This window comes from Paraburkholderia sp. RL17-337-BIB-A, from assembly GCF_046025895.1.
GTDB lineage: Bacteria > Pseudomonadota > Gammaproteobacteria > Burkholderiales > Burkholderiaceae > Paraburkholderia > Paraburkholderia fungorum_C.
The window spans coordinates 783,063-807,067 of the sequence record NZ_JARESY010000002.1 but is presented as its reverse complement, the minus strand read 5'-3'; the positions used below and the strand labels follow the sequence as shown (position 1 = coordinate 807,067).

Sequence of the window (24,005 nt, the reverse complement as noted above, 5' to 3'; positions counted from 1 at the left end):
TGCATAGCAGTCCATAGCCACAAACAGCAACACGAGGGTGACATTGCTCAAGATGCCTAACTGCCCAAGCGCGTCATTTTGTCGCTAAACAGCGGCCATGGGCGGTGGGACAATGAGTCGTTATCCTTACAATGGCTGCAGAACATGCTTACTCCTACCGCTGTGACTCGCTCCTCAGGCGCCGCCGATTCCAGTCTGATTTCTCCGCCGGCGCGCGGCGGCCGTCGTGCCGCCCCGGTGAGAGCAACAGCGCGCACCGCAGCGCGCTGTTCGAGCTGTGCGATGCGGGCGCTCTGCATGCCACAAGGCTTATCGCCCGACGAACTAACCAAACTCGAAGCGCTCATTTGCACCGCGCGCTCGGTGCAGCGTGGCGAAGCGCTGTATCGCAGCGGCGACCGCTTCGACAGCATCTACGCCGTGCGTTCCGGTTCGATGAAAACCGTCATGGCGCACCGTGACGGCCGCGAACAGGTCACCGGGCTTCGCCTCGCGGGCGAAGCGCTCGGCCTCGACGGTATCAGTGAAGACATGCATGCATGCAGCGCCGTCGCCCTGGAAGACAGCACCGTTTGTATTGTCCCCTACCCTGCCCTCAAGTCCTTGTGCCGTGAAATCAGTTCGATGCAGGACCGCCTGCACAAACTGCTGGGAGAGCAGATCGTCCGCGAAGCTGGGCAGATGATGGTGCTCGGCTCGCTTTCCGCGGACGAACGCGTAGCGGCATTTCTGCTCGACGTGTCGGAACGCAACGCACAGCGTGGCTATTCATCGGCGGAATTCAACTTGCGCATGACGCGCGAGGACATGGGCAGCTATCTCGGCATGACGCTCGAAACCGTCAGCCGCACCCTGTCAAGATTTCAAAAGCGCGGCCTGATCGACACACAAGGCAAACACATCCGGATCGTCGATCTGGAAGGCCTGCAGACGGTGTAAGCCTTACGCGCAGGACCTGGCCCGCGCAGCCAGGTCTTCGTCGAACTGCTTCTTAGCGCGCATTCGTCTTGGCATGGCTCCTGCGAGCGGGTACAGTCTTTAGTCCGTCCCCCGCAAGGAGACCTGGCGAAATGAATCGCGACCCCGCCCCGCATCACCCGCTCGTCCAGCGCCTGATCGACGCGCGCCAAATCACGGATGCGCTGTTTTCCATCGTCAAACCCGAGTTTCTGTATGAACGGCCGATCCGCGAGCGCCACCGGATCGTGTTTTACGTCGGCCACCTGGAAGCTTTCGATCGTAATCTTTTCGATCAACGCCTGTGCGAACTGCCGGCGTTCGATCCGCACCTCGACCAGTTGTTCGCTTTCGGGATCGATCCGGTCGACGGCGGCTTTCCCACCGATCAACCCAGCGACTGGCCGTCTCTCGACGCCGTGCGTGGCTACGCGCTGCGCGCCCGCGAGCAGATCGACCGCGAGCTCGATGCGCTGAGCGACACGGCGCGTGTCGGCCGGGAGAACGCACGGGCTCAGGCGTCCGAGCAGTTGCTGAATGTCGCGATCGAGCATCGGCTGATGCATGCTGAAACGCTCGCGTACATGCTGCATCAGTTGCCGCTTGCGCAGAAGGTCACCGAATTGCGGGAGCCGGTGCTCACGCGCTCTGAACCGCGCGAGGCGCTGTCGTCGATGGTCAGCGTGCCGGCTGGCGCAACGGTGCTCGGCATGTCGCGCGAGAGCGGGCATTTTGGCTGGGACAACGAGTTCGGCGAAATGCGCGTCGACGTGCCGGCGTTCGAGATCGACCGCCACATGGTGACCAACGGCGCGTTTCGCGAGTTCATCGAGGCAGGCGGCTATCGCGAACCAAAGTGGTGGGCGGAGAAGGATTGGGCCTGGAAGGAAGCCGAGCATATCGAGCATCCGGCGTGCTGGGCGAAGGAAGCTGGAAGCGCTCAGAACAGCGCATGGACGCTGCGCACGATGTTCGACGAAGTACCGCTGCCGCTCGACTGGCCCGCCTATGTGAGTCATGCCGAAGCCAGCGCCTACGCGCGCTGGGCCGGCAAGGCACTCCCCAGCGAAGCACAATGGCAACGTGCAGCGCACGGCGCACCGCACGCGGTGTCGGGCAATTTCGATTTCCGCAGCTGGGACCCGCAGCCGGTCGACGCGCATCCCGACAACGTCAGCGCGTTCGGCGTGGAAGGTCAGTTCGGCAATGGCTGGGAGTGGACTTCGACGGTGTTCGACGCACTGCCGGGATTTGAAGCGTTTCCGTTCTATCCGGGCTACTCCGCCAACTTTTTCGACGGGCAGCATTACGTGATCAAAGGTGGTTCGCCGCGCACCGCGCAATGCATGTTGCGGCCGGCTTTCCGGAACTGGTTTCAGCCGCACTATCAGTATGTGTATGCGGGATTTCGGTGTGTGAAGGGGTGACCATTAAACCAATTGGTGACCCACAAAGTCACCGATCGGTTTAACGTGTTAGGCACTTTGAAGTACTGGAACGCGTGAACGAGCATGAGCATTGCGAAGACCACGAAATGAAGACCGGCAAGCGTTTCGGGTAGCCGTTCATAATCACGTGCCAGACGGCGGAAACGGTTGAGCCAGCCAAAGCTGCGCTCGACCACCCACCGCCGGGGCAGCAGTACAAAGCCCTTTTTCGCTTCCTCGAGTTTGATCACCTGTAGTTCAATGCCTTCGTCGAGTGCAGCCTGCGCTGGCTCTTTGCCCGTGTACCCCTGATCCGCAAATGCAACCTTGACCGTGTGTCCCGTCACTTGCTGGACCTGACGTGCCAGCTCTGCTACCTGCGCGCGCTCCTGTTCGTTGGTCGGTGTCTCATGCACCGCCAGCAATTGCCCCAGGGTGTCCACCGCAATGTGGACTTTGCTGCCGCGTTTGCGCTTACGCCCCGAAGGAAGTCCCCTTGGGGGATAACCGTCATAGCCCGCACGCGGGCCGCTTTCGCAGGTCGACTGTATCGTGCGGCCATCCAGGATGACGGCGCTGGGCTGTCCCTGTAGAGATCAAGGCCGAGTTGCGAGCCGTCGCCGAGCTTCCCGAAAGGCCCGTTGGCACGTGCGCATCTCTGCCACGGACTACGCCGCGAACCAATACGTTTGGCCAAAGCTTCAAGGGCTGCTGCGCGAACATCGGGACCTGCAGGTTGAACTGATCAACGATTAGTCACTGCAAGCGCAAGGACGATACCGACCGGTGTCTCAGGGAGAACGCCATGTACAGGATGACGCCACACGAGCAGGCGGACGTGCTCGCACGTATTGCGGCCACCGCGCCGTATGACTCCACGCGCAGTGCTGCCATCGAGTCCGCGCGCACAAACCGTGCAACCGCATTGCAGGTGATGGAGATTCATCGCTGCCTGCAGCGCTGGGCCGACATCGGCATGGGCAGTGCGCGCGATGAAGCGCGGCGCGCGCTCGCCCAGGTGGATGACGATGGGCAGGGAGTACGGTGGTATGAGACAGGAGGTGGTTCTTGAGCGTAAGAAGATATCGCACCAAATCACCGGTGGTCCAGGCATACCAGGTTGGCTCCGCGGAAGCATGGCCTAACTGGTTTCACGCCTCGTACTCGAATGGCTGGATCAGCAACATTGATGCGACCAGCCACGAGTCACTGTTCAACTGGTGCACGATCAGGTCACTCGATGGCAAGCGCCGCGTGGACCGGGGAGACTGGATCGTGTCTGACGCGCAGGGTAATCTCGCTCGCTGCGATCGCCGGATGTTTGAGGAGACTTACGCCTTGATCGAAGGATGCGACGCGCGCCGCTAACGTCAGGATGGTGGCACGCGTCCCTATCATCACCGCTGGCATTTTGCTGGCTTCAGGGCGACTTCGGTCGCCCTTTTTGCGTTTGCAAGTCACTTGCGGCTTAGCGGAGTTGTCCTATGGCAATTCAGCATACACAGCTCATAGAGGGGAGCGGCGTCTATTCGACGTCATCCTCGGCAACCAACGTTGACTATCCCCGGTCAACGCACTGGTTGCCTTCGCCCGCTTCGCGCGGGCATTTTTTTGCCTGCTCGAGCTACTTTATACCCCGGGCAGCGCACCATAGGACAAGTCCGATTTGCTGCAAACCGTTGTACGTGGCGCAAGGGCGACAATAAGTCCGAACCATTCTGTTTCATCTGGCGCTAGATTACGGCCCGTTAATAATCCGTAATACGAAGCATAAGAATGAACCGGAAGACATACAGGCTGGTGTACAGCCGACTGAGAGGAATGCCTGTCGCCGTCGAGGAAACCGCCACGTCAACCGGCAAGCAGGCAGGAGAGACCACGGTAAGCAGGAGAAAATCACAGGGTGTGATTTTTTCGTTGCGTCAGATTGCGCTCGCGCTCCTTGGCGCGCTGCCTTCGCTGTCGGGCGCACAGATTGTTCCGGGCGGCGCACACGCCCCGTCCGTCATCCAGACACAGAACGGCCTGGATCAGGTCAACCTCAACCGGCCCTCCGGCGCGGGCGTGTCGATGAACACGTATGGCCGCTTCGACGTGCCGTCGAAAGGCGCGATCCTGAACAACTCGCCCACCATCGTGCAGACGCAGCAGGCGGGCAACAGCGATGCCACCATGCAGAACAACACACATGTGACGGCGGCCAACACCGCGACGATCATTTCGGGTGGTGACACCAACATCATCGGGTCGAATGTCAACGGTCGCCAGGTGAATGCCGATGTCGGCGGCAACCTGAACGTTGCAAGCGTACAGGACACGATGACGAGCGCCGCGCATCAGGAGAGCACGGGCGGCGGCTTTGCGATCAGCCAGGGCGGCGGCAGCGCGAGCTTCAGCCACACCAATGCGAACGCCAGCGGCAGTTACGCGGGCGTGAACGAACAGGCTGGCATCCAGGCGGGCGACGGCGGGTTCAACGTCAACGTCAAGGGCAATACCGACCTCAAGGGAGCGGTGATTGCGAGCGATGCGGATGCGTCGAAGAACAACCTGTCCACGGGCACGCTGACCTTTAGCGATATCCAGAACCAGTCCAGCTATGACGCGCACTCGGGCGGCTTCAGCGCGGGCGTGACGACGGGTGATGGCGGCGCGAACTTACAGTACGCATGGCCCGGGTTCAACGGCGAGCGGGCCTAACGCGGGCGGCGGTGCGCCTATGTTGAGCCAGAACGACAGCGGCAGCGACAGCGCGACCACGCGTACGCCGCATTCCAAATTTGGTTCATGGTCTGCCTTACATCGGCGATCGGGGCGAGTTCCTGGTCGTTTCTGGTTGCCGGGTTATGTCGCTTAATGTTCAAGCTAGATGAAAATATTGCCCTCTTGGCAATCGGGTTGCCTATGTTTCTTATCTTGCTAGTTGTCTTAATCCATCGGCTTATACACAATTTCCAGCGTGACCGCCGGCACGTAACTTCTGCAATGTCTTGGCAGCGACATGAACCTCTTTGAGTCCCAGCCAAATAGCTTTCGTGCCGGGTTCGCCATCGCCCTTGCGGCCGAGGAATCCGCCCAGGCGCGCGATCAGGCGCAGCACCTCGTTGAGCTTGGGCTTGTCCGGCTGCTTGACGTCGGTCAGCAAATACGCGCCACGAATTTCATCGACATCGAAGAACAGTTCGGCATCCAGATCGGGGCAACTGCGACCCATGTGCATCAGACGGACGATTCGCCAAGCCACGACCAGAAACAGCGCCAGCGCGCGTTCGAGCCGTTCGATCGCGCCCAGTTGCAGCGCCTCGACCCGGCAACCGTTCTTCAGCACGTTGAACAAGATCTCGATTTCCCAGCGCGCCCGATACCAGTCGATCAGTTCAATCGCTTCCTGCAACGTCGTGGCTTCGCGGTTGGTCAGCAAGCGCCATTCGATCGGCTTGACGCCGCCTGGTGCATCAAACTCACGCGCCACCAGACACGTGGCCGCAACGCTCTGACCAACGCCTGCCGGCAGTTCGATGCGCCGCAACCATACGTGCTGACGCACCTGGCGCGCCTTCACGCCGTGACGCGAGCCCATCGTGAAGGCAATCTCGCCCAGCGGTGTGCCTTCTGTCGTCGCTGTCCATAGCTTGGCTCCCTCGGGCAGCGCGCGGTCGTGGGTCGAGCGAATCAGCCAATCCGCCGGCGTGCCCAACTCCTGCGCCCGCACCATCAGCGCGAGCATGTCTGCCTCGCGATCAGCGACGTACACCAGTCGCGTGTGTGGCAGGCTCGATGCCGTTTCCGCTACGCGCTCGTAACCCTCGATCCAGCGCAGGCTTTCCTTGAGGCCGCCGCGCTGGCCCTGCGCGTCCTTGGGCTCACGCGCCCACATCCATGCGTCGAGTACACCCAGCGGCACCCGCTCAGGCGTCACCGCATAGGTCGGATGCAAATACATCCCGCGCTGCATCTCATAAGACAGTGGCCCAAGGCCCGCGGCCTGCCGGCCGTTGAAATCCAGTTCCGTGGTGTCCTGCAGGCACAACACGACCGACTGAGCGGCCATTCGTTGCTCGGTCTGCCGCCAGTGCGGTTCCAGAATCGCACTCCACTCGACCTCGCCGTTGTCGAAGAAGCGGTACGCCGCCATCGTCTCGCCCCAGCCCCGACACGCCTGCGGCACGCCAGCCGTCGGCTTGGCCGCCAATCGTTCCATCAATGTCCTCGCTCGCTTGTTCAAGCGCGCGTCGCCAAGGTCGAGGTCAGCAAATTCGGTTTGCGTCCAGCACGGTGCTTCCAGGGCCAAGGCGTTCACGCAAAAAGCGAGAGTAAACGCGATGCGCCGAAAGTTTACAAGCCCCCGTCGATCTCATTGCCCGACGACGGTTTGTTCCGGCCTACGGTTGCGGAGGGCTGACTTGTGTATAAGACGATGGTCTTAATCAGGTTTTTACCGAAACCACTACGCAAGGCAGGAATACTGAGTGATGAGCCGGAGAGATTCGGACCTTGGTTCAAGCCGTGAACACAGACAGATTTAATAGGCAGTTGCACCAACCGGAGAAAACGAAGGCACAGCAGATCGCAGCGGTAGCGAACGCTCAAGGGCTCACTAACACCGATGGATCGCCGATCACGGCGGCGCAGATCGAGAATGCCATGCGTGCGGGAAACAATAGCCAGTATGGTGAGATCGCTGCGACAGGCGTTGTTGTGCCGTTGACTGGGAATACGCCTGCAAGCGCGGTCCACGACACAACGGGCATGAAGCTGGTGACGGATAGCACCGGGAATTATCTGGTGCAAGAACCGTCGATGTTGGCGACGCCGTCAAAAGCGCTGCAAGACTTGATTACCCAGAACACGGGTGGCTCAAATTCGCCGTATGGCTGGAATGCGCCATCTACCCAAAATGCAGCCGGGCCAAGGATCGATGCTACCGGGCCGTTCACTCCGGCGGCAAATGGCTGCATTACGGCTGAGTGTGCGGCCGGCATGCCCAACTCAGATCCACGCAACAATCCCGACGTTAGCGTGCAGGCGGGTTTTCACGTGCCGGTCTCTCCAGGAGTTGCTGTCGGGCCGAATTTCTCGTACACGCCGAGCGATGGTTCGGCTTCGCTTAAGCCTGACGTCGCAATCGGTAGTTTGGGGGATCTCGGAGCGAGTATCAATTTTTCGGGCGATTCGCGTTATTCAGGTCCAACGTCGGTCGGGGTGGGCATCGGCAAATACTTTGGCGTCCAAGTAGTTCCGAGTAATGTAACGGCGTGGCAGGAAAAATACTGGTATGACGCGACGCGCTATATAAATGGTGTTTCAGTCGGTATCGGCGCGGGCTTCAGTACACCTGTCAACGCTTCGGTCGATCCGACCTATCAATCTCCGGTGAAGCGATGAAACCATTCTTTCAGACAACGCTCAGCCCTTCAGCAGGGTTGGTCGTGATTGGATTGCTGATTGTCGGCGTACTGGTGGTCTTTGTTCTACTGCCCGCAATTTCGCGAATAGCTGATAGAAGCGCTGGCCAGCTTATTGCGCAAGCGCGCGTCATCGCATCGTTCGGTCAGTCAGTTTTCCGTTCAGGAGGCGCGTTTTATCGATTCAGCGTTTACGAGCAGCATCTTGTTGTGTGCTTTATAACTGCGCGGTCGTATTCCTACAAAGACGTTCAGCTAGTGCAGGAGAAGTATGTGCAACGCGGGAAATTGACGGTAGATCTAGAGGGTACTCGCGTTGTCCTGTGGGGCAATGCTGAGAGTCTTGAACGCTTAGCGACGGGGATGTCCGAACGGATAGCAAATAAATGACGGCTATGACGTTCGGCGCGATTCTTACGGGCGGCAGAAATACGGTTCGGTTCAACAGACAACTACATCCTGACGAAAAGACCCTCGCAAAACAGCTCACGGAGAGCCGAACGATGGAACTATTAACGACGACAAGACCATCGGGGAAATAGGCGGTGCGCTGCCTATATCCGCGTTCCCCGGAATCGGGTTCGGAGCGGGGATCGGAGCTGGCAAATCAGCCACGACTACCATCGTGGTGCCGCCGTTAAATTCGTTAGTGCATGGGCTGAAATGAACTCTTCTAAAAGCGTGATTCGCGTCGCTTCTATCTATGCTGCCGAGTTGCTGATTATGTATGCAATCTACTTCACGATTGCGTATGTTTTGGACAATGGGCGAGCTGAATTTTTTGCCGGCTTGTCCCGGTTTTTACGGTTACAGCGTGTCTTATTTCAAGGCCAGAAGCGCCTCATGTCGCTGTGAAATATGCTCTGCGCCCTTGGATCGGCATTGTGTTCCTCGTTAATTTTCTGTTCGCTGCAGCGACTGCATCCTCTCAAGATTATGCGAGCCTCGTTCCAGGCTTGGGCATGATGTTGATCTTGGGGAGCGTTTCGGAATGCGTTCGTCGGTCTCGCGAAAAAAAGAAATCGAGTGATTCGCAGGCCGTAGATAAATCTCGAAATTAGACTGAACCAACTATGAAAATTCGAAAGAGGCTGGCGGCACTGCCGCTCACAGCCCTGGTATCACTCGCGTCGAACGCGCAGCATGCGCCGACGCCAGCCGATGAAGCCGCCGCCGCACGGGCCAACGTCGAGCAGAACCAGCAAATCCAGCAGCAGCGCGACGCACAGCAGCGGGACGCAACCGTGCAGGCACCCGCTGTGCGTTCAACCCTTCCCACATTCGAAGGCTATCCGCTGCTGCCCGTCGAGACGCCATGCTTCCGCATCGGCAGGTTCGCGCTCGATGTCCCGACGACGCTGCCCGATGGTGTGCGCAGCAAAGGGGCGTCGGCCCTATCATTGGACCCGTTCGCATTCGCGCGCGAATGGCTCGATCACTACAAGGGACAGTGCGTCGGCAAGTCCGGCATTGACACGCTGACCAAAGGACTGCAGCAGGCGATCCTGAGTCGTGGATACGTGACCACGCGCGTGCTCGTCCCGCAGCAGGACCTGTCCAGCGGCACGCTGGCCTTTGCGCTCATTCCAGGCGTCGTGCACCAGCTCCGCTTTGCCGACCCTGAAACACCCGGCACCCTAAAATCCGCTTTCCCGGCCCGCGACGGCGACCTGCTGGACCTGCGCGACCTTGAGCAGGGTCTGGAGCAGATGAAACGTGTCGCGTCGCAGGACGTGGACATGAAGATCGAGCCGACCGATACACCGGGCGAAAGCGATGTCGTGGTCACCGTGAAGCGTTCGAAGCCGTGGAGCTTCGTTGCATCCGTCGATAACTCGGGCACGGACGCGACCGGCAAGTGGCAGGGCAACGTGAGCCTCGGCATCGACAATCCGCTGGGCCTGAACGACGTGTTCACGGTCGGCGCGAATCAGGACCTGTCATTCGGCAACAAGTCGCTCGGCTCGCACGGTTTCAATGGCTCGTACTCTCTGCCGTGGGGTTACTGGACGGCCACGCTGTCCGGCAACACGAACACGTACTACCAGAACATTGCCGGCGTGAATCAGACGTTCGTGTCCAGCGGCAACTCGCAGACCGCTGCACTCAGGCTCGCGCGTGTATTAAGCCGCAGCCAGAGCGACGTATTCGGCGTGGAGTTCCAGCTATCGAAGCGCTTCGGTGACAGCTTTATTGACGATACTGATATACCGCAGCAGCGGCGCAATGACACGATTATCGAGGCGGGATTGACCGACCGGCACTACTTCGGCGCGTCGCAGTTCGACGGCACGCTCGCTTACCGCCAGGGGATTAGCGGCCTGGGTGCGACGCCAGACCCATCCGCCGATGGTCCGACCTACCGCTACCACATGGCCGTGCTGGACGCGAATCTGTCGGTGCCGTTTGCCATCGCCCAACAGGGCTTCCGGTATGTCGCGACCGTTCACGCCCAGTTCACCAACGACACGCTGTTCTATCTGGACGACCTCACCATCGGCAGCCGTTACACGGTGCGCGGTTTCGACGGCGAAACCATGCTGGCAGCAGAGAAAGGCTTTTACTGGCGCAATGAGTTGCAATGGCCCATCGGCCAGACGGGACAGGCGCTGTACGCCGGGCTCGACTACGGGCGCGTGTTCGGTCCGAACACGGCGTTTCTGGCCGGGACACAACTGGCGGGCGCGGTGATCGGCATCCGCGGTGGTCTGCCTTCCCGCTTCGTCGGCATCTCCTATGACCTGTTCGTCGGGACGCCGGTCTACAAACCCAGCGGCTTCCCGACTTCGCGTGTGACGGTGGGAGTGCAGGCAACGGCGCAGTTCTAGCGTGCCGTGGGGGAAAGTCCATGACGTTCCCCACGCTGCATGCACCGCATGCATCGACAACTCACCTGTGTGGACTTTAGACAAGTCACTTGAAAATCATCTAGCGGGCCTCCCACCGTCGCCATGGAGGCGACGGGGTTTAAAGTGAGTTTGCGAAGTGCTTTAACCAGAAGGAGGCTGAGATGAAATATAGCGGAATTGACCTGCATTCGAACAACAGCGTGGTGAGTGTCACCGACGAAGCAGACGGGGTTGTCGCTGAGAAGCGCCTCCCCAACGATTTGTCGAAGATTCTCGCGTTTCTCGCGCCATGGCAAGCGGAGCTCGCGGGCGTCGTGGTCGAGTCGACCTTCAACTGGTACTGGCTCGTCGATGGTCTGCAGGCGGCCGGCTTCACTGTGCACCTGGCACACACCGCGGCCATCAAGAAATACGACGGGCTCAAGCACAGTGGCGATGAAACCGATGCCCGTTACCTGGCGCAGCTGCTGCGCCTTGGAATTCTTCCCACCGGCACCATCCTCTCGCCGGAGCACCGTGCCGTACGCGATCTGGCCAGGAAACGCATGCAACTGGTCCGCAGCCGCACCAGCCATATTCTCGCGGTTGAGAACATTACGGCACGCCAGTTCGGCACGCGGATCACGAGCAATCAGGTCAAGCGGCTGGGCGAAGAAGCGATCAATCAGATGCGGCTGCCAGACGACGTCGCACTCGCGCTCCGGGCCAACGTCGCAGTGATCACAACGTTGTGTGCGCAAATCGACGTCCTGGAAAAGCGTCTTCAGGAAAAGGTCGCACCGAACCCCGACTATGCATTGCTCACTACGGTGCCGGGCATCGGCCAGACACTGGCAACCGTCATCCTGCTGGAGACCGGCCCCATCGAGCGCTTCTCCGGCGCCGGTAACTTCGCGTCGTACGCCCGTTGCGTGGACAGCCAGCACACGAGCAACGGCAAGAAAAAAGGCGAAGGCAACATCAGGAATGGCAACCCGTATCTGTCCTGGGCGTTCATCGAAGCGGCCAACCTCGCGCTGCGCTATTGCGCCGAGGCCAGACGGTTCTATGAGCGCAAGAAAGGCAGAAGCAACACTATCCTGGCCCGCAAGGCTTTGTCGCACAAGCTCGCCCGCGCATGCTTCCATATTCTGAAGGACCACAAACCGTTCGATACGACACGCTGCTTTACATAAGCTTCCGGACGTCGGGCGGCAAGCCCCGTGGCAAGACTGAGCTCCAGCTCCGGGAATTTGAATGGGATGCCGTGCCGCCGTCCCCCGATGTGCAGTCAAAGCGGATCGCCCGCAATACGAGCCACCGATGGATTGGCGCCCAGATGTTGGGCAACCCTTGAATTTGTACGAACCCCATGGACGTATTGCGGTACCAATGTTCTTCTGGGGCGGCACCGCCGCCAGGGCGAAAGGCGCCGGTAGCATTGCCGCTCGCTTGAACCTGATGGGTGTCTGGTGCGATTCGTCGCAGCCAGGAAATGAAGAAACGGACGCGTTCGGCCGACGCATTCGGGTACCAGAGTTCGAAACCGGCTGTTGAGGCAGTCGATGGTGGTGTTTGCTCACTTGACGCAGGCCCGCTAATGGGTGTCTTGTCAATCGGCGTTAAGTGCCGCCGTTAGCTTGAATCTCAAACGAGACACATGTCTGATATGTAGGACCGTCCTTCTGTTGGGGACGAAGGTTTCGCCGCACCGCAGCGTGTGGGGAAACGTGGCGGAATGGATGTTTGAGGGCGCGAGGGGAAAGAAATTTCCCCCACACGCCGCCCGGAAAACCTTATGCGGCGGGGCCGTTTATCCAGGGTGTGATTTGTCCACAGCTTTGTGAACAGATTTTGTGGATAACTCGTTCTGTCCGCAACGCAAGTGGATAAGGGTGGAGTCACATGTCGCGAATCGCTGGCCATCAATGGCTCGAGCCTTTCACGTGGGTCACTGAACTAACGACCAGGTGTTGGAAATGTATGACACCGACAGTACGTCAGGACGTCGACTCTGGCCAGGGCCAACCTTTCCTTTCGGAGGGCGCATCGCGACGCGCGCCACGCGCTAGCTCGCCCGCCACCTCGAGCGGAGTCGCCAGACCTCCGGTACTGCGCGACGGTTCGGCCATCTGGTCCCTTTTCACCGTGAGAAGCCCGGTCCCGAACCACGCCACCTTCTTCTGGATGTGAGTGACATACGCGCTCCAGCCTTCAGCGTTGTCCTCAAAAAGGTCGTGCTGAACGGTGGACGCCAGCGCATTCCGGTGGCTCTTTTGAAAACGGAGTGGGTAACGGGGCTCATCGGGCATGCTCATTAAAGCGTGAGAAGTCGAGTTTTCCGGCGATGAGAAACAGGACAGTGCGCATGGTTTCGAAGCGAGCGTACCCGCGTGCTTTGCGTTTGGCGGCCTGAAACAGGCCGTTGATGGCTTCGATGAAGCCGTTGGTCTGGCGCGTCTGAGTCCAGGCGACAATGCCCTCGAAGTGTCGGCGAATCAGTCGGGCGACGTCCTTCATCGGTTCGACCTTCGAGCGCATGACGTTCGTACACCACTGGTGCAACATCGCCGACACGACATTGATTTGCTTGCGCTCGAGAATGTCGCGCAGTTGCTCGCGGTACAGCCACGCCCGGGCCGTGCGCCTGGTGGTGTACTGACTGACGAGCGCCTCGAGGTCGGTCAGTTGGGCGAGATTCAGTTTGTTCGCGTCTTTGAGCAGCGTCCAGCGCATGCCTTTGAGTTGCGGGTCGACCTTCTGTTGCTGCCTGCGCACCGTGTCGAGCGCCTTGGACGCGTGAGCAACGACGTGAAACTTGTCAAAGGTCAGTCGCGCGTCGGGCAGATGTTCATTGATGCCCTTGATGAAAGCTGGCGACATGTCGATGCTGACCGAGCTGATTTGCTCGGACGTGCCACCGTGTTCGCCCAGATAGGCCGCAAAGCGTTCAATCGTGCTGGCATCCTTGCCGGTCGTGACGAACACGACCCGCCGCGCCCGCATATCGGCGACCAGCGTCAGATACTCATGACCGCGCCGATACGAGGTTTCGTCAATCGCCACTGCCGTCACCTCAGACAGGTCAGCCCCCGCGAGTGCCAGCTCCACATACCGCGAACAGATGGCGTGTACTCGATGCCACGACAGGTTGACCGCACGCGCGACAGCGGCAAACGGCATCTGCTGGGCGAGCATCAGTACGAGTGCCTCGAACAGCAGCGTAAAGCCGCTGAGTTGACCGACCCAATCAGGTTCGACTAACCGCACGGAGCCATCGGGCAAGCGCACACGCGGCACCCGCACTTCCAGGAAGCATTCGTGTTGAAAGAAATTCAGGTGACGCAGACGCTTGATTTGCGTGTCGTGGACAGGATGCTCACCGGCAACTCCAGCATAGGAAAACCGGGTGCCCGCGACGAAGTCCACGGCAATGGTGAGTTGACGCTGAGCGGCATCGAAGTCAACGCCTTGAACGTACCAGGGCGCGGTTATACCGAGAGCGGATTCGAACAGTTGATTCGTCATGGTTGCTTTGTCTTGCGTGGCTGGTTGCCGCATTCTGCCGCAACCAGCCATGGCTCAGCTTATCAATTCTGGGCGCCTCAAGGATTCGCTTCGCCGGGCTTACGCCCGTCCTTGACCCGCCAACCCTACCCACTCAAAACTCAAAAGAGGCATTCCGGTTAAGTTCAGTCTCGAGCAGCTCCTTGGGCCATAAGAAGAACGCGCTGGCGGCGCGTGCGCTGAATTCGGTCACAGTCATCATTGGCGCAAGCGCCCGGAGGAACGCGAAGTCCTGCAACGAATTCTCTTTCTGCGCAAGGTACGCCACCGATACGTCCGGCCGACCCGTCCTGGCCAGACAGTGCAACGCTTCGAGAATGTCTCCTAGATGAAGCAGTAGTTCTCGTCTATCAAATCGGTCGTCCATTGCACTATGTCCGTTCATCGTGTCGTTGTTCCGAAACGTGCTGTTTCGGAACATCGCCTCGTCCGCTCGCCCCTAATTCCGGCGAATCTTCATCGAACGGTTCATCGTCCTCGGACTGCAGGACAGGGGCAGCACTGTCAGGTGCCGGTGAGCCGGTGTCGCTGTTCGGGATGTCGTCCGCACGCTTGTCTTCGTCTTTGCGGCCGACACCGTGTTTCTGTTCCTTTGGTTGGTTCGTCATCGAATGCTCCGAAGAGAAAGGCAGTCGCTCAACGCGCCAGTTGCACAGGCGAGCCCGGCGCATGAACACATCAAGCCGAATCGAATCGGGGTATTAGTGGGGACGTATTGGCGGAAACTGAGTCCGCGGTTGGGTAGATTTGCCGGGAGCGTCATCGTTATTGTGCGCAAGACCGGCTTCATAATTAAGCCTACTCCTTATCGTAAAGCAGAAACCACTTATATCCCGGCTTTCGTCTTAACGTACTTCGCGTTTGCGGCGCAAGCGGCCCAAGCCAGGTCCCCGGTTTATGTTATTTGATTTCATATGATCGGTCGCCATCAGTGGGCCGGCACGCGCCCCCGGCTCGTCAACAATGACCCATGGCTGCCCCCTTTCCGATGCACTCGATCTGCCCATGTCGCCTCCAAGGCGAAGCGTTGCCGTCTGTGGAGTGTCAGTTCGAGGGCCGAGGTATCCAGGCAGCCCCAGCGCCGTTTCACTCTTTACCAGTTTGACGGCTTTCTTCACCAGAGCCTTGAAGTCGTCATCGCTATCAGGTCGGTGCAGGTTGCAATGGAAAAAATCTGCCCACCTGAGGAGCCTGCAAGAAATGCATTGGTGGAGACACGCAGCATGAAGTGCTATTACAGAGAGGGCGTGGGACGGCCGCTGGCGATTGCTCTTCCCTTACCGACGTCGCTGCTCTTTGCGTCGGGTACGGCTGCGGTGAGCTTTCAAATCTTATAGGGCGAGCAACGCCGGGCAGCCGATCGGACTTGTGACGCTCGCCTGCTGCGCGGCCTACTGAGCGGTCTGCTGACGTTGATACTCGTCGTGCTTCATTTGCATGTAGTCGGCGCGGCTGACCTCATGCAATTGCCGAGGATACTGCTCGGTCGCATCGAACCAGCCAGTGAGGCGTTTGTCGAGGCGGGCGTTGGGCGGCCCCGAAAGCGCACCCAGATAAGCGTCGACGGCGAGGTAATAGCGCATGGTATTGCGTTCCACCAGACCGCGCACGCCGCCGATGTATCGCGTCTCACCCGTCGAGGGATCAGGCATGGAGGAAAAGCCAACCTTGTCGCTACCGATCGTCGCCAGATAGGTTTTCATCGCAAGCCGTCCCGCCATGCCGTAACCGTAGGCGTAGGTCAGATGGATAAAGGTGCGGCTATCGCCCACGGGTATCGCCTCCAGCACAATACGGTAGTCTTTCGTGCTCAGCGGACCCGTGGCGGCGGAAAGCTCCACGCGAAGATAATCCGGGCTGCTTGCTGCCGGACGATAGTTGAATTGCACGCGGTAAGACGAGGACAGCGACTCCTCCGTTTTCTTGCCGATGTTCACCGCCAGGACCGTACCGCCGGCGCTCGTCGATGCACGGCAGTACTTGGTGTTCAGGTGCAGGATCAGCACGTCGCACCAGTTGGCCGGGCCCTGAGTCGGGTCATTGAGCGCGCCGTTGACCGTCGCGAACGGATAATTGAGCACACCGTAAATATCGCCCTTGAGCGCCGAGGGCAACTCCTGCGATTCGAGGTACAGCGGTCGCTGAAACTGATTGTGCGCGAGCCGCTGCGTCAGACTCTGATATTTGTCGCGCACGCTCGCCGCGTTGTCGGCCGCTTGCGCGAAGGCGCTCCGGCACAGGCAGCAGAATACCGCCAGTATCGCGACCATCAACCACTTCCGCGCTCTCTCGCTATCTGCCGGGGAACTGACAAGCCTGCCCATGGACGTCCTCCTACTTTTTGGCTCGGGTTGCGGGGGCACCGGGCGTGGATCGGATCCGGCGCGCTGAGGTCGGCCCCTAAGACCGTATCGGCCTGAACAGGATCTCGCTCATATCGACATCGTCCGGCTGGCTCATGCCGAACACAATCGCAAACGCCCTACTGCCGAATGATCGGCAGCCAGATAATCGGGAATCTATGCGGTGCCGATGCCGACCAGCGCGGCCTCGACCCGACCCGGAACCGGATCCACCGGTGTTTTCGCGAGGCCGTGCCGTGTTTCTCGGAGCGTATTTGACTTGTTCGCGATCTACTCTCTGCGCGATGGTGCTCTCTTTCGCAACCATCCGTACCACGCTTCGATCCCCTCGCCGCTCTGCGCCGAAACCTGAAGAATCAGCATCTCAGGATTGACACGCTTCGCATATCCGATGCAACGGTCGACATCGAAGCGTAAATGGGGCAGCAAGTCGATCTTGTTCAGCAACAGTAATGAGCATGCCTGGAACATATGCGGATACTTAATTGGCTTGTCCTCACCTTCAGTCACTGAAAGAATCAGTACTTTTGCCGCTTCACCGAGATCGAATAACGCCGGACACACGAGGTTGCCGACGTTCTCGATCATCACCACAGAATGCAAGGGCGGATCGAGTTCCGTCAGTGCTCTCGACGCCATTTCCGCATCGAGATGACAGCCGGCGCCGGTATTGACCTGCACCACGCGCGCGCCGGTCGCGCGAATTCGCTCTGCGTCGTTGAGCGTGGCCTGATCGCCTTCGATTACCGTCAGCGGGAGCGTGCTACCCAAATCGCGAATAGTTCGTTCGAGCAATGTCGTCTTGCCCGCGCCCGGTGAGCTCATCAGGTTCAAGGCAAATATCGAACGACCGGCGAGCCAACCGCGATTGCGTTCGGCCAGCAGCTGGTTTTTTGCCAGAATGGCACGTTCGAGGTCGATCGATCTACCGTGGTCGTGCTCGTGCTGGTGTTCGTGTTGCTGGACATGTCCATCGTCATGACCGTGTTCATGCGCATGAGAATGCGCATGGTCACCGCCATGCGAATGTACATCGTGATGTGCGTGTCCGCTCGACTCGTGACGACTGTGCACGTGCGAATGCGAATGACCCCGCGTGTGCGCAGTCAAACTTGCATGAAGATGTTCGTCGACTCGCCGATAGGCAGTTTCGGACGAGCCGACTGCCCCGGCTTCCCGGTTCGACGGCAATTGCGACTGCGACTGCGCATTGTCTTCCGGGGGCTTCACCGCATCCAGATCGGTCACCGTCGCAAGCCGCGTATTCGAGCATCCGCATGTCGTACACATCACACCACCTCCATCCGTCGAATCTGCAACTGCTGGCCGGAAATCAGTTCGAGGTTCTCGCTGCCGCACGCGCATTGCCCAAACGGCACGTCAACCGCGAGCGTCGCACCGCACGCCAGACAGCGTGCCTCGCCGGGCATTACGACGATATCCAGCGTCGCACCTTCCACGGCCGTGTCTTTCGCGCATACATCGAAGCAAAACCGGATCGCCTCCGGCATCACTGCCGACAACTGCCCAATCTCCAACGTCACGCACCGCACACGCGCACCGTGCGCCTGTTCCGCGCAAATCTCGACGACGCTGTTCGCGATACTCAATTCATGCATGTCGCTTCCTTCGAGCCTTTAGCAGATGCGCGGCAGTTGCTCGCCCACCAGCATATCGACGATGCGCTGCCCGCCGAACACCGTCTGCATAACGACAAGCCCACTCGCCTCCGCCTCGCTCTGTTCGACCGTGCCGATCACCGCGGCCTCGCGTCCCGCCGGATGCGCGCGCATGGCCGCCAGCACGCGGTCTGCTGCATCGGCAGGCACGACGGCCACCAGCTTGCCTTCATTGGCGAGATACAGCGGATCGAGCCCGAGGATCTCGCAGGCGCCCTGCACCTGCTCGCGCAAGGGCAGCGCGGCTTCATCGAGCCGTATCGTTACGTTCGAACTTTGCGCGAATTCGTTGAGCACGGTCGCGACACCGCCGCGCGTCGCATCGCGCAGACAATGGATCTGTGGGCACGCGTCGAGCATCGCCGCGATCAGGCCGTTGAGGGGACAACAATCGCTCTCTATGTCAGCTTCGAGTGCTAACTGTTGACGCGCCACCAGAATTGCCGCGCCATGATCGCCGAGGTACCCGTTGACGATCACCACGTCGCCGCCCCGCGCATTGCGCGCCGAAATCGAAACATCGCGGCGCACCACGCCAATGCCTGCAGTGTTGATGAACAGCTTGTCGGCGCAACCGCGTTCCACTACTTTCGTGTCGCCTGTGACGATCGCGACACCAGCCTCGAGCGCAACACGTTGCATGCTCGCGGCGACACGGCGTAGAAGATCGACAGAGAAACCTTCCTCGATCACCACCGCGCACGACAGATACAAAGGCGTCGCGCCGCACACCGCCAGGTCATTGACGGTGCCGGACACGGCCAGCGTGCCGATGTCACCGCCCGGAAAGAAAAGCGGGTCGACTACGTAGCTATCCGTCGTAAAGGCGAGCCGGTCGCCGTGCGCGGCGAGATCGCCAAGCGCGAACACGGCCTGATCTTCGAGCGCCGCGAGCGCGGGATTGTCGAAGGTCGAGACGAATACGTCTTCGATCAGATCGCGCATCGCTCGGCCGCCGCTGCCGTGCGCAAGATTGACCGAAGCGTCACGCACGCGGCGCACGCGTGGTGGCGCGTCCAGTGCGATCGGAGTGGAAGCGCGATCGTTCATAGCCCGCCTCGCTGGGTGGGCGTGGGGACTGTGTTAGCAAGCGCAGCCGTATCGGACATGCCACCCGCGCCCAGACATGCCGCGGGCGGCGTCGCCGCTTGCCGCGCGCGTTGCCGTCCCTCAATGCGAGACATATCGATCCGTCCGTAGTTGTAATACGCCGCACACGCGCCCTCGCTCGAAACCATCAGAGAACCGAGCGGCGATTCGGGCGTACAGCCGGTGCCGAACACCTTGCATTGATGCGGCTTGATCACACCCTTGAGAACCTCGCCGCATTGACATGCCTTGGGGTCGGCGATCTTCACGTTCGGCACCGCGAACTTGCGCTCGGCATCGAATCCCGCGAACGCCTCGCGCACCCGCACACCGGAATGATCAATCGAGCCCAGTCCACGCCATTCGAAGAACTCACGCGTCTCGAACACGCGCGCCACCGCCGCCAGGGCCTGCGCGTTGCCATCCTCAGGCACGATCCGCCCATACTGGTTCTCAACTTCGCAGCGGCCGTCCGCGATCTGTTTCAGCACCATCCACAGCGATTGCAGCACGTCGAGCGGCTCGAACCCGGCCACCGTGATCGGCTTACGATAGTGACGCGCGATGAAGTCATAAGGCCGCGTGCCGATCACCATGCTGACATGTCCAGGGCCGAGAAAGCCGTCGAGGTGCAGGTCTGGCGAATCGAGAATCGCCTTGATTGTCGGAATGATCGTAATGTGATTGCAGAACAGCGAGAAATTCGTGACCTTTCGCACGTGCGCCTGCAAGACGGTCATTGCGGTGCTCGGCATGGTCGTCTCGAAGCCCAGGCCGAAGAAGATTACCTCCCGGTCGGGATTGAGCTGCGCGATCTTCAAAGCATCGAGCGGCGAATAGACCATGCGCACGTCGGCGCCCTCGGCTTTTGCCTTCAGCAGGCTCTTCTTCGAACCGGGCACACGCATCGCGTCGCCGAACGTCGTGAAGATCACTTCCGGGCGTTCCGCCAAAGCGACGCAATCGTCGACGCGGCCCATCGGCAGCACGCATACCGGGCAGCCGGGACCGTGAACGAACTCCACGGCGTCGGGCAGCAATTGCTGGATGCCGTAGCGGAAAATCGTATGGGTGTGGCCGCCGCACACTTCCATGATTTGCAGTGGCCGCTGCTTCGCGCGCTCGATGCACGACACTAGCGCGCGGATTTCCCTGGCGAGGGTTTTCGCCTTCTCCGGGTCGCGAAACTCATCGACGTATTTCATGGCGTGCCTCTCACAGCCCCCGTGGCCGAAGCGCCGAGGCCGCCACGGTCGTCGGCGAGCAGCGTATGCACGAGGTCCCATACAATGTGATAAATCGCGACGTGGGTCTCCTGCACACGATGGATACTGTCGCTTCTCACCACCAGGCAATGATCGAGCGCAGCGCTCGTGGCCATGCGTCCGCCGTCGTGACCGGATAGTCCGACGGTCAGCAGTTCCATCTCTTTCGCCTTCGCGAAGGCGGCCAACAGGTTCTCCGAATTGCCGCTCGTCGACACGCCGATCAGTGCATCGCCGCGCCGCGCCTGGGCGACCAGTTGCCGTACAAAAATGTGATTGAAGCCGACGTCGTTGCCGACCGCCGTCAACATGGCCATGTCAGCAACGAGATTGATGGCGGTGAGTGCGGGGCGTCCCGTCGTCACGGGATGCAGAAACTCGACGGCGATATGCGCCGCGTCGCAACTCGAACCACCGTTGCCCATCGTGAAGAGCCGGCCGTCGCGGCGATACACGTCAGCAATGGCGTGAGCAACGCGGACGACCTCGGGTGCGTTTTCTTCGAAGAAGCGCGTTTTCGCATCGACGCTTTCCTGCGCTTTGCGATGCACCGATTCGAGCAACGCGGCGTCAAGCCGGTCCGCATCCCGACGGGCGCCATGCAGGAACGGATAGAGCGCTTGCAGCGATTCATGTTCAGGCATGGCGGGTCTCCGTATGCTGATGTTGGCGCGCTCACGGCGCGCTGCGCAGCTCATTCATCTCGCCCTGGGCGACGCCTAACTCGTGCAGCAGCGCGAGCGTGCGCGCCGCCTCCTGCTCGTCGAGCCGGCTCATTGCGAAGCCGACATGCACGAGCACCCACTGGCCGATGCACGCGCTCGCCGGCCGGTCTTCGTCGATCACAAACGCGATGTTGATCACGCGCCGCACACCGCCTATGTTGACGAGCGCGAGATCGTTCGCCGCATCCGTCACTTCGACGATCTGCCCTGGGATGCCCAAGCACATGTCGCTCTCCCCATACCCGGTTCTGCACCGCTACTCCACGCACGCTTCAAACCCCATCGCGCCGCCGCGATGACCGCCTGCCCCAGTGACAATCCGCCGTCGTTGGCCGGCACCTGGCGGTGCGTCAGCACGCGAAAACCTGCTTCACCAAGCCGCGTCGCAACCTGTTCGAACAGGACGCGGTTCTGGAACACACCACCCGAAAGCGCAACGCTGCGCGCGTCTGCGGAGCCCGTCAGCAGATCGGCAAGACACTCCACCATTCGCACAATCGCAATCGCCAGGCCCTTGTGAAAACGCGCGGCAATCACCGGCACCGGCGTCCCGCGCAGCAGGTCGCCTAGCAAGGCTTCCCACATCGGCCGGGGTTCGATGCAGCGCAAACCACCCGGCAGGGTGTTAGTCAATTCGAACGGGTACGCGCGGACGTCGCTATCGTTGCGCAGTGTGTGTTGATCGACCAGCGCCTCCAGTTCGATAGCAGCCTGGCCTTCGTAAAGCACACACTCGCGGCACACGCCGAGCGTGGCCGCCACCGCGTCGAACAAACGGCCCGCGGAACTCGCCAGCGGGCTGTTCACGCGCTGCGCGATCATCGAGTCGAGCGCGGCGCGCGGACGGCTGCTCAGGAACTGCTGTATGTCGAGACCGCTGTAATGCCGCGTAAATCCGTACCAGTCGAACGCCGCCCGCAGATGCGCGTAGGCATTGCGCCATGGCTCGTCGACGGCGCGTGTGCCGCCGGGCATCGCCACGGGCTTGAACTGCCCGAGCCGCGTATAGCCGCGATAGTCGGCCAGCATGAATTCGCCGCCCCACAGCGTGCCGTCGTCGCCGTAACCCAGACCGTCGAGCGCGACGCCGAGCATTGGCAATGCATCGAAGGCGACGCCGTTTTCTGCCATGCACGCGGCGAGATGCGCGTGATGATGCTGAATCTCGACTACGGGAATCCGCAAGGTTTGCGCGAGGTCGTAGCCGATCTTGCGCGACAGGTACTCGGGATGCAGATCGAGCGCGACCACCTGCGGTTCATGCTCGAACAGATGCAGATACTGCGCCACCGCGCGGCGATAGTCCGCATGCGTCAGCGCGTCTTCCAGATCGCCGATGTGATGCGAGACGATTGCCTGTGCATCGCGCGCAAGGCAGAAAGTGTTCTTGAGTTCGCCGCCCATCGCCAGCACGGCGGGGGTAGCGGCGAAACCTTCAGGCAACAGCAGCGGCGCCGGCGCATAGCCGCGCGCGCGCCGCACGATCCGCGCCGTACCGTGAACCACTCGCGCCACCGAATCGTCGACCCGGCGCGAAATGTCGCGATCGTGCATCAGAAACACATCGGCGATACGGCCGAGCCGCGCGCGGGCGTCCGCATTGTCGATGCACGGCGGTTCGTCGCTGGTATTGCCGCTCGTCACGACCAGCGCGGAATCGATCGACTCCATCAGCAGCCGGTGCAGCGGCGTGGACGGCAGCATGAAGCCCAGTGTGCCGACACCCGGCGCAACGCTCGGCGCGACGCATTCGGCGCCGTCGGCAGACATGATCACGATGGGTCCGCCGGCGCTGGCAAGCAGCGCGCGTTCGGCTTCGCCCGGCGTGCAATACCGACGCACGGCTTGCAGATCGCGCGCCATTAGCGCGAAGGGTTTGCGCTCGCGCCGTTTCAGCCGCCGCAGACGCGCGACCGCGGTTTCGTCGCTCGCATGGCAGGCCAGTTGGAAACCGCCCAAGCCCTTGATCGCGACGATCGCACCGTGCCGCAACAGTTGACTCGCCGCACGGCACGGGTCGTCGCCATCGACGCGCGCGCCGTCGCGGCCTTCCAGCCAGACGCGCGGTCCGCATGCGGAGCACGCAACCGGTTGCGCGTGAAAGCGCCGGTCGGCGGGATCGTCGTATTCCGCGCGGCACGCGTCACACATGACGAACGCCGCCATCGTCGTATTGGCACGATCGTAGGGAACGGCCTGCACGATCGAAAGCCTGGGGCCGCAATGCGTGCAGTTCGTGAACGGATAACGATAGCGGCGGTTCAGCGGGTCGGCGATCTCCGTCGCGCAGTCGCCGCAGATGACCGCGTCGGGCGTGACGCCGGTTTGCACATGGCCGCTCACGCTCGGCACGATACGAAAGTCGTTCGCCTCGGCCGCCTCGCTCAATGGATGCCGCTCGATTGCGTCGATCCGCGCGAGCGGCGGACACTCGGCGCTCAGACTGTCGATGAAGCGCTGCAGCATCCGCGCGTCGCCCCAAGCGTGAATCAGCACACCGTCGCAGTCGTTGCACACGTCGCCGGCCACGCCGCAGGCATGCGCCAGCCGCCACACCGTCGGCCGGAAGCCGACGCCCTGCACCAGTCCGCGCACGCGGATCTCCTCGCCGACCGGACCCGCGAGCGCAGGATGTTGCGTCGATCCCTGCCCGGCGGGCTGTGCATGCGTGCTCATCGCCATCTCCCTGGCCCTTGTCGC

At 60.8% G+C, this 24,005-nt stretch carries 20 protein-coding genes and 4 pseudogenes; 11 read left to right on the top strand and 13 right to left on the bottom strand.

Features of this window, described 5'->3' with window-relative positions; all coding sequences use genetic code 11:
- Positions 1–144: 144 nt before the first annotated feature.
- Both P0D84_RS24575 and P0D84_RS24570 read left to right on the top strand, forming a co-directional pair.
- Positions 145–939, top strand: coding sequence for a helix-turn-helix domain-containing protein (locus P0D84_RS24575; protein WP_408341234.1), 795 nt, complete (start codon positions 145–147; stop codon positions 937–939).
- A 131-nt stretch (positions 940–1,070) separates the two neighbouring features.
- Complete coding sequence (locus P0D84_RS24570; RefSeq protein WP_408341232.1) at positions 1,071–2,384, top strand: SUMF1/EgtB/PvdO family nonheme iron enzyme; 1,314 nt, start codon at positions 1,071–1,073, stop codon at positions 2,382–2,384.
- 48 nt (positions 2,385–2,432) lie between these two features.
- On the opposite strand, the pseudogene P0D84_RS24565 reads toward P0D84_RS24570, so the two are convergent.
- Positions 2,433–2,974: pseudogene (locus P0D84_RS24565) on the bottom strand (transposase); the annotation flags it as partial.
- Between the two features lie 215 nt (positions 2,975–3,189).
- Here P0D84_RS24565 and P0D84_RS24560 point away from each other — a divergent pair.
- From P0D84_RS24560 to P0D84_RS24545, 4 genes and pseudogenes are all read left to right on the top strand, one after another.
- Positions 3,190–3,456, top strand: a complete 267-nt coding sequence (locus P0D84_RS24560) for a hypothetical protein (RefSeq protein ID WP_408341230.1) — start codon at positions 3,190–3,192, stop codon at positions 3,454–3,456.
- The gene (locus P0D84_RS24555) at positions 3,453–3,752 is read left to right on the top strand and encodes a hypothetical protein (protein ID WP_408341228.1); all 300 of its coding nucleotides are present in this window, start codon (positions 3,453–3,455) and stop codon (positions 3,750–3,752) included. Before P0D84_RS24560 ends, P0D84_RS24555 begins: the two co-directional genes overlap by 4 nt.
- A gap of 408 nt (positions 3,753–4,160) precedes the next feature.
- A pseudogene (locus P0D84_RS24550) lies at positions 4,161–4,280 on the top strand (ESPR-type extended signal peptide-containing protein); the annotation flags it as partial.
- A 141-nt stretch (positions 4,281–4,421) separates the two neighbouring features.
- Positions 4,422–5,151 (top strand): annotated as a pseudogene (locus tag P0D84_RS24545) (hemagglutinin repeat-containing protein); the annotation flags it as partial.
- A 174-nt stretch (positions 5,152–5,325) separates the two neighbouring features.
- Here the strand turns inward: P0D84_RS24545 and P0D84_RS24540 are convergent.
- Positions 5,326–6,675, bottom strand: a complete 1,350-nt coding sequence (locus P0D84_RS24540; protein WP_459252212.1) for an IS4 family transposase — start codon at positions 6,673–6,675, stop codon at positions 5,326–5,328.
- A 203-nt stretch (positions 6,676–6,878) separates the two neighbouring features.
- Here P0D84_RS24540 and P0D84_RS24535 point away from each other — a divergent pair, with 203 nt between their 5' ends.
- From P0D84_RS24535 to P0D84_RS24515, 5 genes are all read left to right on the top strand, one after another.
- Positions 6,879–7,769 carry a hypothetical protein gene (locus P0D84_RS24535; RefSeq protein WP_408341226.1) on the top strand — a complete coding sequence of 297 codons (891 nt, stop codon included), beginning with the start codon at positions 6,879–6,881 and terminating at the stop codon, positions 7,767–7,769.
- Positions 7,766–8,179, top strand: a complete 414-nt coding sequence (locus tag P0D84_RS24530; RefSeq protein ID WP_408341224.1) for a hypothetical protein — start codon at positions 7,766–7,768, stop codon at positions 8,177–8,179. Before P0D84_RS24535 ends, P0D84_RS24530 begins: the two co-directional genes overlap by 4 nt.
- Positions 8,180–8,452: 273 nt before the next feature.
- Positions 8,453–8,644: a hypothetical protein gene (locus P0D84_RS24525; protein ID WP_408341222.1), complete on the top strand. Its 192-nt coding sequence runs from the start codon at positions 8,453–8,455 to the stop codon at positions 8,642–8,644.
- 218 nt (positions 8,645–8,862) lie between these two features.
- Positions 8,863–10,617, top strand: coding sequence for a ShlB/FhaC/HecB family hemolysin secretion/activation protein (locus P0D84_RS24520; protein ID WP_408341220.1), 1,755 nt, complete (start codon positions 8,863–8,865; stop codon positions 10,615–10,617).
- A 182-nt stretch (positions 10,618–10,799) separates the two neighbouring features.
- Positions 10,800–11,813 carry an IS110 family RNA-guided transposase gene (locus tag P0D84_RS24515; protein ID WP_408341218.1) on the top strand — a complete coding sequence of 338 codons (1,014 nt, stop codon included), beginning with the start codon at positions 10,800–10,802 and terminating at the stop codon, positions 11,811–11,813.
- Positions 11,814–12,918: 1,105 nt separating this feature from the next.
- Here P0D84_RS24515 and P0D84_RS24510 read toward each other — a convergent pair.
- The 11 genes and pseudogenes from P0D84_RS24510 to hypF all read right to left on the bottom strand — a co-directional run bounded on the left by P0D84_RS24510 (position 12,919) and on the right by hypF (position 23,981).
- On the bottom strand, positions 12,919–14,145 hold the full coding sequence (locus P0D84_RS24510; protein WP_408341216.1) for an ISL3 family transposase: 1,227 nt from the start codon (positions 14,143–14,145) through the stop codon (positions 12,919–12,921).
- Positions 14,146–14,293: 148 nt separating this feature from the next.
- Positions 14,294–14,551: pseudogene (locus P0D84_RS24505) on the bottom strand (hypothetical protein); the annotation flags it as partial.
- Between the two features lie 4 nt (positions 14,552–14,555).
- Positions 14,556–14,792, bottom strand: coding sequence for a hypothetical protein (locus P0D84_RS24500; RefSeq protein WP_408341214.1), 237 nt, complete (start codon positions 14,790–14,792; stop codon positions 14,556–14,558).
- 783 nt (positions 14,793–15,575) lie between these two features.
- A complete protein-coding gene (locus P0D84_RS24495) occupies positions 15,576–16,454 on the bottom strand; it encodes a hypothetical protein (protein WP_408341212.1) in 879 nt (292 codons plus the stop codon).
- Between the two features lie 363 nt (positions 16,455–16,817).
- Entirely contained in the window at positions 16,818–17,837 is a 1,020-nt protein-coding gene (hypB, locus tag P0D84_RS24490; protein ID WP_408341210.1) for a hydrogenase nickel incorporation protein HypB, read from the bottom strand.
- Positions 17,837–18,166 (bottom strand): hydrogenase maturation nickel metallochaperone HypA, encoded by a 330-nt coding sequence (gene hypA, locus P0D84_RS24485; protein ID WP_408341208.1) that lies wholly within the window; start codon positions 18,164–18,166, stop codon positions 17,837–17,839. Before hypA ends, hypB begins: the two co-directional genes overlap by 1 nt.
- Positions 18,167–18,184: 18 nt before the next feature.
- Positions 18,185–19,276: a hydrogenase expression/formation protein HypE gene (gene hypE, locus P0D84_RS24480; RefSeq protein ID WP_408341206.1), complete on the bottom strand. Its 1,092-nt coding sequence runs from the start codon at positions 19,274–19,276 to the stop codon at positions 18,185–18,187.
- Positions 19,273–20,520, bottom strand: a complete 1,248-nt coding sequence (hypD, locus tag P0D84_RS24475; RefSeq protein WP_408341204.1) for a hydrogenase formation protein HypD — start codon at positions 20,518–20,520, stop codon at positions 19,273–19,275. Before hypD ends, hypE begins: the two co-directional genes overlap by 4 nt.
- Positions 20,517–21,224 (bottom strand): D-sedoheptulose-7-phosphate isomerase, encoded by a 708-nt coding sequence (locus tag P0D84_RS24470; protein ID WP_408341202.1) that lies wholly within the window; start codon positions 21,222–21,224, stop codon positions 20,517–20,519. Before P0D84_RS24470 ends, hypD begins: the two co-directional genes overlap by 4 nt.
- Before the next feature lie 31 nt (positions 21,225–21,255).
- Positions 21,256–21,531, bottom strand: a complete 276-nt coding sequence (locus P0D84_RS24465) for a HypC/HybG/HupF family hydrogenase formation chaperone (protein ID WP_408341200.1) — start codon at positions 21,529–21,531, stop codon at positions 21,256–21,258.
- Complete coding sequence (hypF, locus tag P0D84_RS24460) at positions 21,495–23,981, bottom strand: carbamoyltransferase HypF (RefSeq protein WP_408341198.1); 2,487 nt, start codon at positions 23,979–23,981, stop codon at positions 21,495–21,497. Before hypF ends, P0D84_RS24465 begins: the two co-directional genes overlap by 37 nt.
- Between the last annotated feature and the right edge of the window lie 24 nt (positions 23,982–24,005).